Annotated in this window: 12 protein-coding genes and 1 riboswitch; of the genes, 4 read left to right on the top strand and 8 right to left on the bottom strand. The window is 37.8% G+C overall.

What is annotated here, in order from left to right; all coding sequences use genetic code 11:
* Positions 1-32: 32 nt before the first annotated feature.
* A complete protein-coding gene (gene nfsA, locus GNP81_RS14770) occupies positions 33-755 on the bottom strand; it encodes an oxygen-insensitive NADPH nitroreductase (RefSeq protein ID WP_155663342.1) in 723 nt (240 codons plus the stop codon).
* Between the two features lie 177 nt (positions 756-932).
* Positions 933-1,490 (bottom strand): TMEM165/GDT1 family protein, encoded by a 558-nt coding sequence (locus GNP81_RS14765; protein WP_336495483.1) that lies wholly within the window; start codon positions 1,488-1,490, stop codon positions 933-935.
* 94 nt (positions 1,491-1,584) lie between these two features.
* A riboswitch (yybP-ykoY riboswitch) is annotated at positions 1,585-1,710 on the bottom strand.
* 88 nt (positions 1,711-1,798) lie between these two features.
* Here GNP81_RS14765 and GNP81_RS14760 point away from each other — a divergent pair.
* Together GNP81_RS14760 and GNP81_RS14755 are read left to right on the top strand one after the other, a co-directional pair.
* Positions 1,799-2,728: a LysR family transcriptional regulator gene (locus GNP81_RS14760; protein WP_155673897.1), complete on the top strand. Its 930-nt coding sequence runs from the start codon at positions 1,799-1,801 to the stop codon at positions 2,726-2,728.
* A 54-nt stretch (positions 2,729-2,782) separates the two neighbouring features.
* Positions 2,783-3,547, top strand: coding sequence for a class I SAM-dependent methyltransferase (locus tag GNP81_RS14755; RefSeq protein WP_155658997.1), 765 nt, complete (start codon positions 2,783-2,785; stop codon positions 3,545-3,547).
* A 58-nt stretch (positions 3,548-3,605) separates the two neighbouring features.
* On the opposite strand, the gene GNP81_RS14750 is transcribed toward GNP81_RS14755, so the two are convergent.
* The 3 genes from GNP81_RS14750 to GNP81_RS14740 form a co-directional block, all read right to left on the bottom strand.
* On the bottom strand, positions 3,606-5,036 hold the full coding sequence (locus GNP81_RS14750) for a 6-phospho-beta-glucosidase (protein WP_155672588.1): 1,431 nt from the start codon (positions 5,034-5,036) through the stop codon (positions 3,606-3,608).
* 84 nt (positions 5,037-5,120) lie between these two features.
* Positions 5,121-6,584: a PTS cellobiose/arbutin/salicin transporter subunit IIBC gene (ascF, locus tag GNP81_RS14745; RefSeq protein WP_155672587.1), complete on the bottom strand. Its 1,464-nt coding sequence runs from the start codon at positions 6,582-6,584 to the stop codon at positions 5,121-5,123.
* A gap of 113 nt (positions 6,585-6,697) precedes the next feature.
* The gene (locus tag GNP81_RS14740; protein ID WP_155672586.1) at positions 6,698-7,312 is read right to left on the bottom strand and encodes a bifunctional 4-hydroxy-2-oxoglutarate aldolase/2-dehydro-3-deoxy-phosphogluconate aldolase; all 615 of its coding nucleotides are present in this window, start codon (positions 7,310-7,312) and stop codon (positions 6,698-6,700) included.
* Between the two features lie 156 nt (positions 7,313-7,468).
* Between GNP81_RS14740 and GNP81_RS14735 the strand changes: the two genes are divergently transcribed.
* Positions 7,469-8,023, top strand: coding sequence for a gluconokinase (locus tag GNP81_RS14735; protein ID WP_155672585.1), 555 nt, complete (start codon positions 7,469-7,471; stop codon positions 8,021-8,023).
* On the top strand, positions 8,020-9,816 hold the full coding sequence (gene edd / locus GNP81_RS14730) for a phosphogluconate dehydratase (RefSeq protein WP_155673896.1): 1,797 nt from the start codon (positions 8,020-8,022) through the stop codon (positions 9,814-9,816). The genes GNP81_RS14735 and edd overlap by 4 nt, the downstream gene beginning before the upstream one ends.
* Before the next feature lie 43 nt (positions 9,817-9,859).
* On the opposite strand, the gene GNP81_RS14725 is transcribed toward edd, so the two are convergent.
* The 3 genes from GNP81_RS14725 to GNP81_RS14715 all read right to left on the bottom strand — a co-directional run bounded on the left by GNP81_RS14725 (position 9,860) and on the right by GNP81_RS14715 (position 13,380).
* Positions 9,860-10,867, bottom strand: coding sequence for a substrate-binding domain-containing protein (locus tag GNP81_RS14725; RefSeq protein WP_155672583.1), 1,008 nt, complete (start codon positions 10,865-10,867; stop codon positions 9,860-9,862).
* A 66-nt stretch (positions 10,868-10,933) separates the two neighbouring features.
* A complete protein-coding gene (locus GNP81_RS14720) occupies positions 10,934-11,845 on the bottom strand; it encodes a YjjW family glycine radical enzyme activase (protein WP_155673895.1) in 912 nt (303 codons plus the stop codon).
* 8 nt (positions 11,846-11,853) lie between these two features.
* Complete coding sequence (locus GNP81_RS14715) at positions 11,854-13,380, bottom strand: YjjI family glycine radical enzyme (protein ID WP_155673894.1); 1,527 nt, start codon at positions 13,378-13,380, stop codon at positions 11,854-11,856.
* Positions 13,381-13,396 lie beyond the last annotated feature (16 nt).

Raw genomic sequence — 13,396 nt, 5'->3', positions numbered from 1 at the left:
AAGTTTAGTTGTTTTCTTTATTTATGCTTATATCACTTAATAGCTAGGCCTTTATTATTTAAGTAGCCTTTAATGTGAGGGCGAGATTCTTGAGATAGTTTTCCTGTAATTTGCTCTGACCATGAACTTTGTTTTTGATTCGTTGAGCGCGTAGCATAGTAGCTTTGCATTATTTCGTCATATTCATCAATTTTACTTTTATCCAGTGGCTGATAAGTATTTTCATGAACAATAACGTCGGGACTTAAGCGTGGTTTTTTTTGAGGTGTTTGGTTTGGGTAACCTAGGCACATACCAAACAAAACAGCCGTGTTTTTTGGCAGTTCTAATAAATCATCTACACCTTGTGCGTTTGTACGTAATCCACCAATATATACGCCTCCTAACCCCATAGACTCTGCAGCTAAAAGACAATTTTGCGCCATAATACCTGCATCAACAGCACCAATAAGAGTGAGTTCGGTAAATTCAGCTTTGATCTCTGGGTTCATTTCATAATGACGTTGAAAATCAATACAGAAAACAAGAAACTCTGCCGCACCTTCAACATAAGGCTGTCCCCCTGATAGTTCAACTAATGCTTTTCGTTTTTTACTATCAGTAATTCGAATAATTGAATTGACTTGGAGCAAGCTAGAAGAAGAGGCTGCAATACCAGCGCTGATGATGGTATCTAATTGCTCTTTAGAGATAGGTTCATTAGTGAAAGAACGAATAGAGCGGTGCTCTAAAATAGTATCGATAACAGGGTTCATAAGGCAGTCCATTATTAAGCATCTATAAAATAGGTTGCAGATCATCAAAAGATGATCTGCTTCTATTACAAAGATAAGGGCTTATTAATAGAAAACAAGTTAACCTGTAGTTTGACTCATTTTATGATTCACTTTTCATGAACTTGTCTTATTGAAGAGAATTGAAAATTACTGTGGTCACATACCAAAGAACGTACCGACAGCTAATCCCAAGAAAATAACTGCGGTAATTCTATGAATTAGAGTTAATGGTAATTTATCTGCTGAAAGCTTTCCTAGTAATACAACAGGAACATTTGCCAATAGCATGCCAATGGTCGTACCTATTATTACCCAATGTAAGGCATCGGCATTTTGAGCCCCTAAAATAGAGGTGGCGATTTGCGTTTTATCTCCAATTTCGGCAATAAAAAAGGCGATGAAACTGGCAACAAAAGGACCTCTATTTGATATAGCTTCATCATCATCTAGCTTATCAGGAATTAATACCCAACCAGCCATTGCTACAAAACTGAGGATTAAAACCCACTTTAATGTTTCAGGGGTTAAGAAATCGGCAACGACAACACCTAAATATGCAGCTAAAGCATGGTTTACAATAGTCGCAAAAAAGATCGCAGCAATAATAGGAATTGGTTTTCGGTATCTACTGGCAAGCAGTAAAGAAAGGAGTTGGGTTTTGTCACCGATCTCCGCTAGGGCTACGGTGGTTATTGATATAGCTAATACACTCACGACATTACTCATTTGGGTGGGATTATAATTATAAAAACCATAGAAAAACCTCACGCCCACCCAATGGTTCGTGATGTTAATCTAAGGTCTTGCCAAACAAGCTGCTCAGGCTTGTCTCATATACCATGATGATTTTGCATCAATTATGTTGATATATGAGCTTTCTGTTATATTTATTGTGTTCAAACAAGAAAGCAGGCTACTCCCCAAAGAGTAAGGTGGAGGATGGTAAAGGATGTTATTTGTCATTTCAACCATAAAGTGTTTTATAATGTGTATTCTTGGTTAATTCTTATTTGTGGACACTAATGGATCTCATTCAACTTTCTCGTATTAGCTTTAAACATTTAACTGCTCTACACACCATGCTTTCAACTCATAGTGTGACTAAAAGCGCAGAGGTGTTATGTATGAGTCCATCAAGTGTCAGTAAAACATTAACTCAATTAAGAATTGTGTTAGATGACGAATTGTTTTATCGAGATGGAACACAGCTTATTCCTACATCTTATGCATTGAAAATAGGTCCAACAGTTCATTTGATTTTGAATAATATGAATGGCCTGCTTAATCAATCTACCTTTGATCCAGCTTTGTTTTCTGGTTGTTTTTCTCTTTCTATGCGCGAAAGTACTCTTGAGGTTTTTGCTCCTGTTATGAGTGATATTTTGTCAAATCAAGCAACGAATGCTCAAGTAAATGTTCATTCAAAGGAGCAGTTGGGATTTGATGCATTACTTAATGGGCAAGTTGATTTGATCATTTTACCTCATGATAAAAGCCAGCCACCGACAAATGAAAAGCAGTTAGTGTGGGAAAGTATTATCGAAGATGAGATGGTTTGCTTGATGCGAGAAGATCACCCTTTAGCTAAAGATGAATTAACCATTGAAGATTATCTTTCTTATAAACACATTGGTATCTTTGATAAAGAACTTGATAAGCCTTATTTTGAGCAATTATTAACTCAACAACATCAATCTAGAACGATGGCGATGTTTGTTGCTGATTTTGGTAGTGCAGCAGCCATGTGTCAGCACTCTGATTTTCTATTTACGAGTTCAAAAAAGTGGTTTGAAGTGACTAAACAAGCGCATGGACTTATTCAAAAGCCATTACCATTTGATTATGGTCAAGTTGCTTATAGTATGGTTTACAATAAGTTGAGTCAGAATGATCAAGCATTGAGTTGGTTGTTGAATCGCATAAAAGAACAAGTAAACAATACAAAAGATTGAATGATGTTACTATCTAAATCATACCATTGATGAATTGATTTTATAGGTAGTTAAATGGATGTATTACAAGGGAAAATCACAGCAGAGCACTCTTTAGAACGAATTTATCCAAAACAATTAGAGCAAGATCCTCAAAAGCATCAAGATGTATTGGATATCCATATCGAGCGTTATCAATTCGCTTCAGACCAATTACAAGGAATGTATATATTAGATATCGCCTGTGGTTGTGGTTATGGAACCGCTATGATGGCAGAAGCTCATCCAGATAAATTGTTTGTAGGTGTTGATGTTGATCCATTAGCAATAGAGTACGCAAAAGAACATTATCAAGCGGATAACCTGCATTTTGAGTGCGGTGATGGTCTGGATTTTCAGTTAGCAATGTATGACGGCTTATATCAGCGATTTGATACCATTATTAGTTTAGAGACCATTGAGCACGTCCCTGAACCTCAAAAAATGGTAACGCATTTACTCACACAATTAAGTGATAATGGCATTATGATTGCCTCTGTACCAACGACGCCAACAGTAGATGGTAATCCTCATCATCTACACGATTTTACCGTTGATTCTTTTTATCAGCTATTCGCCACATCTAACTACCAAGCTTATGAAACGTTTGAGCAAATTCAATATTGGGAATTCAAAGGACTATTTTCAAAAAAAGAGTCAAAAGAAAACCGCTCGCAAGGCGTTGGTCGCAATATTGTTAAGCACTATATTCAAAAACCAAGTGCGTTGTTTTATCGAATGCATTCGATAATTACGAAAGGCTTAAATAATCGTTATTTAACCGCAGTATTTTCAAAATAACTTTAAAAAAATAGCCAACACAAGGAGGATTGTGTTGGCTATTTTTATTAGGAGTTTTTTATTTTAGATCTTGCCCATTAGTTTCAATGACTTTTTTATACCAGTAAAATGATTTTTTCGGCATTCTATTTAAAGTGCCATTACCTAGATTGTCTCGGTCGACATAGATAAATCCGTAGCGTTTACTCATTTCTCCAGTCGATGCAGCAACTAAATCAATGCTTCCCCATGGTGTATAGCCCATTAGTGGAACACCATCTGAAATCGCGTCTTTCATTGCTTTAATGTGCTCTCTAAGGTAATTAATACGGTAGTCATCATTTATTTCGCCATGCTCATCAATTGTATCAATGGCACCTAATCCGTTTTCGACTAAAAATAGTGGTTTTTGATAACGGTCGTACAAGGTGTTCATTGTGATACGTAAACCAACAGGGTCAATAACCCATCCCCAATCACTGGCTTTCAAGTGGGGGTTTTTAATCGATTTAACAACATTCGCCTCGCTTGTGTTGTTATCGTTCATATCTGCAGATGCGCAACGAGATGCGTAATAACTGAATGAGATGAAATCGACAGTATTTTTTAAAATTTCACGGTCTTCATCAGTAATATCAATAACTACATTTTTATCATCGAATACTTTTTGAGCATAAGATGGGTAATAACCACGAGATTGAACATCAATAAAAAATAGGTTCTCTCTGTCTTTTTGCATTGCAGTTAATACATCTTCAGGTTTACATGAATAGGGATAGAAATTACCACCAGCTAGCATACAACCGACTTGATTTTGTGGGTTAATTTCATGAGCTATTCGTGTAACTAATGCACTTGCTACCAACTCGTGGTGTGCAGCTTGATACTTAATTTGTTCTTTATTTTCCCCTTTTTTAAAAAGAATACCTGCGCCAGAGAAAGGGCTATGCAATAAGATATTAATTTCGTTAAAAGTGAGCCAATATTTCACTAAGCCATTAAATTCTGTAAAACAGGTTTTCGCATAGCGTTCAAAAAATGAAATCATCTTTCTGTTTCGCCAAGAACCGTATTCGTTTACTAGATGCATAGGAACATCAAAGTGGCAGAGTGTAACTAGAGGTTCAATACCATATTTTTTACACTCTAAAAAGAGGTTTTTATAAAAGCGAATGCCCTCTTGGTTTGGCTCTAGTTCATCGCCTTTAGGAAAAATGCGACTCCATGCGATAGATGTTCTAAATACTTTAAAACCCATTTGAGCAAGTAGAGCTATATCGTCTTTGTAGCGGTGGTAGAAATCGATGGCTTGATGGCTAGGATAATATTCAGAGTCACTTAATGTTACGTTTTCTAGTAATCCCAGTTTAGTTGCCATACGATTTTCACCGTAAGGGATCATATCTACAGTTGTTAATCCTTTTCCACCTTCTAGGTGAGCACCTTCGGCCTGGTTAGCAGCGATGGCTCCACCCCATAAAAAGTCTTTAGGGAATACATTGTTGGACATACTTTTATCCTTTCAAGAGCAAAGTACCAAATTAAAATTGGTACTTTGATTTTATTTTGTTAATTGATTTCGTTGTGCAATTAATTAAACCGTTGTAGGTTTTGCTGCTATGTCTTTAGGTTCAATGGCGTTTTTCTCTTCTTTACTTTTAATATCTACATCATCTTCAGGGATGTCTTTAAAACCAATAATGAGAGTCAGTGCAAATGAAAGAACGATAGATAAAGCCATGATTGCGAATACCCAGACAATACTCATTGGGTTATTAACATCGAAGAACTGTACACTCGTAAATAGTCCAGGAGCGGCCATAGAGTGGCTAAATAATCCCGCCATGCCGGCCAGAGCACCACAGATGAACCCACTGATAACACTTGCAATTAAAGGGGTTTTTAATCGAACGGCTACACCATAAAGAGCGGGTTCAGATATACCGGCTAAAATAGCGGAAGCTGCTGCTGCTAACGATGTTTGACGTAATTCACTGTTCTTTGTTTTGTATGCCACTGCTAGTGATGAACCACCTAACGATAAATTTGCTCCAATTTCAGATGGCATAACCATACCTTCACGACCTGTCTCTGCAATCGTTTGAATGATGGTTGGGGTAAATACACGATGCATACCTGTAAGAACAAGTAGCGGCCAAATTGCACCCATGATGGCAACAGCTAACCAGCCTAATGTGTCATGAACTGTATAAACAAGTGCAGAAATAGCTGTACCAATCCAAATGCCAACTGGGCCAATAATGACAATTGCAATTGGTGCTGAAATTAAAACAATAAGCATTGGTTTAAGGAAATTTTTGGTTACTGCTGGGGTAATACTATCAACCCAACGTTCGATGTAAGAAAGAACCCAAGTCATACACAGTACTGGAATAACGGTGTACGTATACTTTACAGCAGTAATTGGAATACCGAAAAAGTCTGTTTCAACCCCTTTTGCAGCTTGCGCCATTAAGTCGATAAATGCAGGGTGAACAAGGACACCTGCTATTGCAATAGCAAGGGACATATTGGTTTTAAATTTAATTGAGGCAGAAGCGGCCACCATAATTGGTAAGAAGAAGAAGGCGCCGTCGCCAATCGTATTTAAAATAATGAGTGTCGGATCTGTTTTTTCAAATACGCCTGCCATGAGTAGGATCATGCCTAGTAGTTTTACCATCGAACCACCAATGATCGCAGGGATCAACGGAGACATAGTACCAATTAGCGCATCTAATATTTTTGCACCTATAACTTTGGGCGTTAGTTTTACTTTAGCGGTATCAGGGCTTTCTTGCTCGTTTAAGTGACAAAGAGCGGTTACTTCTTTAAATACATAAGAGACGGTGTTGCCAATAATGACTTGGCATTTATCACTATTATGAACGACACCCATTACGCCCTTGATTGTTTTTAGGGCTGTAACGTCAATTAAGTTTTCATCTTTTACAACGAAGCGTAATCGAGTCATGCAGTGTGTGACAGCGATAACGTTATTTGAACCACCAAGGTGTTCGATAACGGATTGTGCTGTAGCGCCATAATTCTTTGACATGTTAACTCCAGGTTTTACTTTCCATGTGTGAGAACAGACGAACGAGATATTGATTGAATTATCAGCAATGGTACTTATCGTTCATCTTGTAATTGTTTTATCTTTGTCAGAATTTAGTGATTAATGTCTTTTACTAATTTAGCCAAACCTTCCCAATCACCATCGTTGATCATTGAGTTTGGAACCATCCACGTGCCTCCACAGGCAATAACTGAAGTTAGGGCAAGATATTCGGATACATTGCTTGGGCTAATGCCACCAGTAGGCATAAATTCAACAGGATAAACGGCAGATAGGGCTTTTAGCATTGGTAAGCCACCAGAAGGTTCCGCTGGGAAGAATTTGACAGTTTTTAATCCTAGAGACATCGCTTGTTCAACAAGGCTTGGATTATTAACTCCAGGGATAATTGGAATGTTTTTTTCCAAGCAGTAAGTAACCGTTATTGGGTTTAATCCTGGACTTACAATAAAGTCGGCACCAGCATTGATAGCTTCATCTACTTGATGAGTTGTTAAGACTGTACCTGCACCAATTAGTAAAGAAGGGTAAGCCTCTCTCATTAAACGAATAGACTCTGCAGCAGCTTCCGTTCTGAATGTAACTTCAGCACATGGTAACCCGTTGTCTATTAATACTTTAGCTAGAGGTACCGCATTATTTTTATCTTCAATCGCAATGACAGGTACGACTTTTATTTCTTTTAATTGCTGTTCAATGGTTTGCATTTTTTTATTCCTTTATTGATAGATGTTTGATGAAAAAAATATTCACAAACAGCTAAGTTACGGGTAACATGTTACCAATAACATTTAGGAAATAAACTAAATTTTTGATGGTATTTGAAAAATGAGAAGTAGCTCAAAAAAACTTAGGGAGCAAAAATGTCAGGAAAAAGCATCGTTATTATGGGAGTCTCTGGTTGTGGGAAAAGCACTATTGGTGAATTGCTAGCAACAAGAATGGCAGCAAAATTTATTGATGGTGATGATCTTCATCCAAAAGCAAATATAGTAAAAATGTCACATGGAAAGCCATTAGACGATCAAGATAGAGAACCATGGTTAGAGCGAGTGCGTGACGCTGCTTTTAGTATTGAAAATAAGAATGAAACTGGCGTTATTGTGTGTTCATCATTAAAGCGAAGTTACAGAGATAAGATCCGAGAAGGAAACAATAATATCTGTTTTGTTTTTTTAGATGGAAATATTGATTTGATTTCACAAAGAGTTGCTTCTCGTTCTGGTCACTTTATGAAAATGGATATGGTAAAGAGTCAGTTTGATATTTTAGAGCGCCCTTTTATTGAAGAGAATATTATTACGATCAATATCGATACAACAATGAACGATATCATTGAACAAATTATTGTGAAATTAGCACAGCATACTCATTTAAATAATACTGGCGACACAAATAAAAATAAGGTTGTAGCATGACTCATTCAACAATTTTAGCGGTAACGAAACGAATTGAAGAGCGTAGTAGTAAGAGTCGAGAAGCTTTTTTAAGTAAAATTGAACAACAAGCGAAGATAGGAAAAAGCAGAGCGCAAATGTCTTGTGGTAATTTGGCTCATGCAGTTGCTTCTTCTTGTTCGAGTGAAAAATCTACGATCTTAAATTTAATGCATGCAAATGTAGCAATTATTACTGCATATAATGATATGTTGAGTGCGCATCAAACTTATAAGCATTACCCGGATCAAATAAAAGCAGCATTAAATGAGCATGGGCATACTGCTCAAATTGCGGGTGGGGTTCCTGCTATGTGTGATGGTGTAACACAAGGACAAGCTGGCATGGATATGTCGCTTTTTTCTCGTGATTTAATCGCACAATCAACGGCATTTTCATTAAGTCATAATGTATTTGATGCCACATTACTGCTTGGAATTTGTGACAAAATTGCTCCAGGACAATTAATGGGCGCATTAACATATGCTCATTTACCTACTGCATTCATTCCAGCTGGGCCAATGTCTACAGGGATTACGAATGAAGAAAAAGTAGATGTTCGCCAAAAGTTTGTTGCAGGTAAAGTCGGTCAAGACGCCCTTCAAAAAATGGAATGTAGTGCTTATCATTCTTCTGGAACTTGTACTTTTTATGGTACGGCCAATACAAATCAATTGGTTTTTGAAGCTATGGGGTTAATGTTGCCGGGGTCTGCATTTGTACATCCAGAATCACCACTTCGAGCTGCGTTAACCGATTATGCTGCGGTACGTTTGGCGTCTATGACTCTTGATACACCTGCTTATCGTCCATTAAAAGATGTGTTTACTGAGAAGAGCTTAGTTAATGGTTTGATTGCATTATTAGCATCTGGCGGTAGCACTAATCATAGTATTCATATGATTGCTATAGCACGAGCTGCAGGCTTTATTTTAACGTGGGAAGATTTAAGTGATTTGTCGGATATTGTTCCATTACTTGTAAAGGTTTACCCGAATGGTCCTGCTGACATCAATGAATTTCAAGCTGCGGGCGGTGTACCAGCATTAATGAAACGCCTGCATGAAAATGGATTGTTGCATACTGATGTTACTCCAGCTTTTGGTGATTTCAATCAGCAGCTGATGTCTCCAACTTTAGTTGATGACCAATTAGAGTGGATTGAGGTAGCCGGCAGTGTTAACTCAAATGTGATTGCATTGAGTGGTAAAGTGTTCCAAGAAACAGGTGGAACCAAGGTTCTGCATGGTAATTTAGGCCGAGCAGTAATTAAAGTGTCTGCTGTGGCAAAAGAGTATCGCTTTATAGAAGCCCCTGCGAAAGTTTTCACTTCACAACATGATGTGGAAATAGCGTATAAACAAGGTAAATTAGCTCAAGATTGTATTATCGTGGTAACACATAATGGACCTGCGGCGAATGGAATGCCAGAGTTACATAAGCTCATGCCTATTTTGGGGAATATTCAAAAAGAAGGGCATAAAGTAGCCTTGGTTACTGATGGACGTTTATCTGGAGCTTCTGGAAAAATCCCGGCAGCCATTCATGTTTCTCCTGAGGCTTTACGTGGCGGTGTGATCGGTTTAATCAGAGATGGAGATATGATCCGCTTGGATAGCGAAAATGGTCTATTGGAGCTATTGTCTTCACTTGAAGGCCGTGAATTTGCATCGGTTGATACTGAAAAAAATCAGATGACATGGGGGAGAGATATTTTCAAAATTATGCGTGATAATGTATCTAGCGCAGAAGAAGGCGCCTCATTCTTATATTAATTATGTACAACTCTAAGAATAAAGCGCGATAGAAATATTGAACTTACAGACTTTCTCCTTGAGTAATTGTGAAGCCCAGATCAAAGATTTTTTGTTCTGGGTTTTTTCCCGCTAGAGTATCTAAAAGTAACTGCGCACTTTTTTCTCCAATAGCGTGTAAAGGAGTATCAACACTAGTTAGCTTAGGTTTCATTGCTTGACCTATATCTAGCGAGTTGTAGCCCACAACACTTATTTGATCTGGTACTGCGATTTTTTTCTCTTGGCAAGCCATTATTGAGCCGATAGCGATATCATCATTAGTACAGAAGATGCCATCTACATTAGGATATTCATTTAACGTTTGCTCTAATAGTTTTTGACCTAAAGTGAAGCTGGAGTGTGCTTCAGTTAGAATATGAATAGGCTTTAATCCTGCTTCTTCTATTGCTTTATTGTAACCGTTCATACGTAATTGTGTACGGGTATCGAGACGTGCACCAAAATAAACAATATGCTTTTTGCCTTTGTTGACCATAGATTTTACAACAGTATAAGCGGCTAATTCATGATCAAGTCCAACAGCAATATCTATTGGTTTTTCAGGTAATTCCATAGCTTCAATAATAGGAATACCTGCAGTTTTGATCATTTGTAATGTACGAGGAGTATGCTCGGAACTGGTTAAGATGAGTCCATCAACTTGATATGAAAGTAGAGCGGCAATTTTATTTTCTTCAATATCTTTGCTGTAACTAAAATGGGCTATTAAGGTTTCATAACCGCGAGCATTGGTTACCGCTTCAATTCCTTGAGTAAAATTAGCGAATACTTGGTTAGACAAAGAAGGGAGTAATACGCCAATAGCTTTACTTGAGGCTTTTGAAAGCATCGCAGGAGCACGATTTTGAATATACCCTAGCTCCTCAACTACCGCTTGTATTTTTACTCGTGTGGATTCAGCAACAGAGTTGGGATCACGCATATAACGACTTACTGTCATTTTAGTAATGCCGATTTTATCTGCAATGTCTTGTAAGGTTGGACGTGATTTTCGAGTATCGGTAGTCATAATAAGCCTTAGTTAATGTTACAGTAACATTATAACTGAGGCTTTCTTTATGAATCAATGGTTTGTTTAAGTGTAAATAGATGGAGTTATCACTTCACGACCTAATCGCTGCACTAGATTAGCTTCAAATTCTTCCATTTGTGTTTTACAGCACTTATTCCATGTTAATGCCTCTCCAATGACACCGTGATGTTGAAAAGCATTTAATCGGATTTGAATATGTTTTGGTAATGTTTTTAGGTATTCACTAACGGCATCAATCTCAGTTAATAAGTCAGTTTTGTTTGGAATATACAGTAATCGTACTTCGTGCAGCTTGTTGTGCTGAGCTAGTAGATTGATTGTGTGTAATACCCGATGATTGTCTCTACCAACTAACCATAAATGCGTATCGTTTTGCCATGCTTTTAAGTCAATCATCGTACCATCTAAGTAGGGGAGAACTTTGTTCCAACCTTGCTCAGACAAACTGCCGTTGCTATCAATAAAACAGGTTAAATGGCGTAAAGCATCAGTGCTTTTAATCGCTTTAAAATACTCAATAATAAAGGGAAGTTGCAGTGTCGCTTCTCCGCCTGAAACTGTCACGCCACTTAAAAAGGGCGCATATTTTTTAGTTAACTCAAGTAATTGTTGAACCGAATAGAGAGTGATTTTAGGATTCGATTTACTTGGGCAAACATCAATGCATTTGTCACACTGAGTGCACAAAGATTCATTCCAGATGACTTTTGGGCTTGGTGAATCATCAAACGTTAATGCGTTAGTCGGGCAATGAGCGAAGCAATCACCACAGTGATCACAATGGTTTATTGTATGAGGGTTATGACAAGTAATGCAGTCATAGTTACAGCCTTGCAAGAAGATCACAAGGCGATTACCAGGTCCATCAACACAAGAAAAGGTCAGTACTTTACTGACTATTCCTGTTTTTTTATAGTTGACGTTATCACCGTTTAAAAGGGCAGTGTTAACCATAAATGCAGCTACTTAGCGTATGTGGGTGTCGTTTCTAATGCCACTACACGTGGTGTACGGTTTAGTACCTCGGTGTTTTTCGCGGCCTCAGCACCTAAGAAAGTGGTATTGGTGCGTGAGCCTTCAGCATCGTATTTCGCTATATCAGATAATTTCACCATGTAGCCAGTGATTCGAACTAAATCATTTGAAGCAACGTTAGCTGTAAACTCACGATAACCTAATTGTAATGCCCCTTTAGCTAAATTAAACATGGCTTCTGGGTTTGATTTTACGGTTTCATCAATGGTTAAAATATCACTAATGCCAGAGGTGTAATATTGGTGGTGGCCAACGGTTGCTTGTACATAGCTAACAGGGTCAGGTTCTGTACCATAAGGAATACGAACACCAGGTGTAACATCGATATCTAAACTGATACCACCTTGAGCATGAAGCAGTGCTTTGCCGTGATAGCCGTATTTTACATCTGTCTCATCAACGATTTCTGATAATTGCTTAGAAATCGCATGACCTAATTGGTTTGCAATTTCATCATGACCATATTTGGCTTCGATACCTTCTTTTTCCATCAAAATATCAACCGCTTCAGCCATGCCATAAATACCGAACATAGGGGCAAAGCGGTCTTCATTGATAAGGCCTTCTTTCGTTAAGAACCCTTCAAAGAAGTTTGATTTTTCATGTAAGAAAGCACTACGAGTTTCAATTAACCCAAACATAATGGTGCAATAATGCGGCAGTATATTCTCAACAAAGTCGGCTTTGCTTTCTGCTTTTTTTGCGGCTTCTTTTAAGTTCATACGAACTAAGGTGTTTGAGCCACCAGCAAGAGGTAGTGAGTTATAACAACTAACAATACCAAAGCCTGTATTATTGTACGCTTGTGCATGCACAGGGTAGTTAGCAATGTGAGGCTTGCTGCATTCACAAATGTTAGATGCGGCTTGGCGCAGTAGATCATCTGGTGTGATGTCAGCGTCATACATAAAGGTTAAGTTTGGAGCTATTTGTTTTAATTCAGCATCAACGCGTAAGATGGTGCGACAAATAATATTGTCAGTTGGACCGATGTTAACGTGCATGAATGCATCAGGAAGAGTGCGATCTAACATGATCCAAAAACGTTTTATTTTTTGGTAAATTTCTTCATCGCTAAGGGCGCCAACATAAGGCAGAAGTACAGTATCAAGTTGACCAAGATAAACAGGAATAGAAGTAACAGAAGGGACATGATGATAAATGATGGTGAGTAAATTTAATGCATCATCAAAATTTTCTGCTGGGCTTAACTCTAAATATTCTGAACCTTGAGTTAAAAACTTAGCGTAATCTGGTAATACATAACGTGGTTTAAAAGGGGCATGGCCTTCAAACATATCACAAAGAACGCCGTCATCCATTGCTTTACGAGTTTCAGTATTGATATCCATATAAGGCAAACTTGCTTCAGCTTCTAATGCTAAGTAATTTGATTTTTGTTTTGGTGACAGATTTGCATCAGTAATGATGCTATAGAAACGTTCTTGACTCATGATAAAACCCTTTTTA

Source organism: Aliivibrio fischeri (assembly GCF_009727955.1).
Lineage (GTDB): Bacteria > Pseudomonadota > Gammaproteobacteria > Enterobacterales > Vibrionaceae > Aliivibrio > Aliivibrio fischeri_A.
Note: the sequence above shows the minus strand (reverse complement) of the source record. Positions and strands in the feature narration are given on the sequence as shown.

Excerpts from the sequence above, each read along its gene's own strand:
- GNP81_RS14720 (WP_155673895.1), bottom strand. The coding sequence starts at position 11,845 with ATGGTTAACACTGCCCTTTTAAACGGTGATAACGTCAACTATAAAAAA.
- GNP81_RS14760 (WP_155673897.1), top strand. The coding sequence starts at position 1,799 with ATGGATCTCATTCAACTTTCTCGTATTAGCTTTAAACATTTAACTGCT.
- nfsA (WP_155663342.1), bottom strand. The coding sequence starts at position 755 with ATGAACCCTGTTATCGATACTATTTTAGAGCACCGCTCTATTCGTTCT.
- ascF (WP_155672587.1), bottom strand. The coding sequence starts at position 6,584 with ATGTCAAAGAATTATGGCGCTACAGCACAATCCGTTATCGAACACCTT.
- GNP81_RS14750 (WP_155672588.1), bottom strand. The coding sequence starts at position 5,036 with ATGTCCAACAATGTATTCCCTAAAGACTTTTTATGGGGTGGAGCCATC.
- GNP81_RS14715 (WP_155673894.1), bottom strand. The coding sequence starts at position 13,380 with ATGAGTCAAGAACGTTTCTATAGCATCATTACTGATGCAAATCTGTCA.
- GNP81_RS14755 (WP_155658997.1), top strand. The coding sequence starts at position 2,783 with ATGGATGTATTACAAGGGAAAATCACAGCAGAGCACTCTTTAGAACGA.
- edd (WP_155673896.1), top strand. The coding sequence starts at position 8,020 with ATGACTCATTCAACAATTTTAGCGGTAACGAAACGAATTGAAGAGCGT.
- GNP81_RS14725 (WP_155672583.1), bottom strand. The coding sequence starts at position 10,867 with ATGACTACCGATACTCGAAAATCACGTCCAACCTTACAAGACATTGCA.
- GNP81_RS14735 (WP_155672585.1), top strand. The coding sequence starts at position 7,469 with ATGTCAGGAAAAAGCATCGTTATTATGGGAGTCTCTGGTTGTGGGAAA.
- GNP81_RS14740 (WP_155672586.1), bottom strand. The coding sequence starts at position 7,312 with ATGCAAACCATTGAACAGCAATTAAAAGAAATAAAAGTCGTACCTGTC.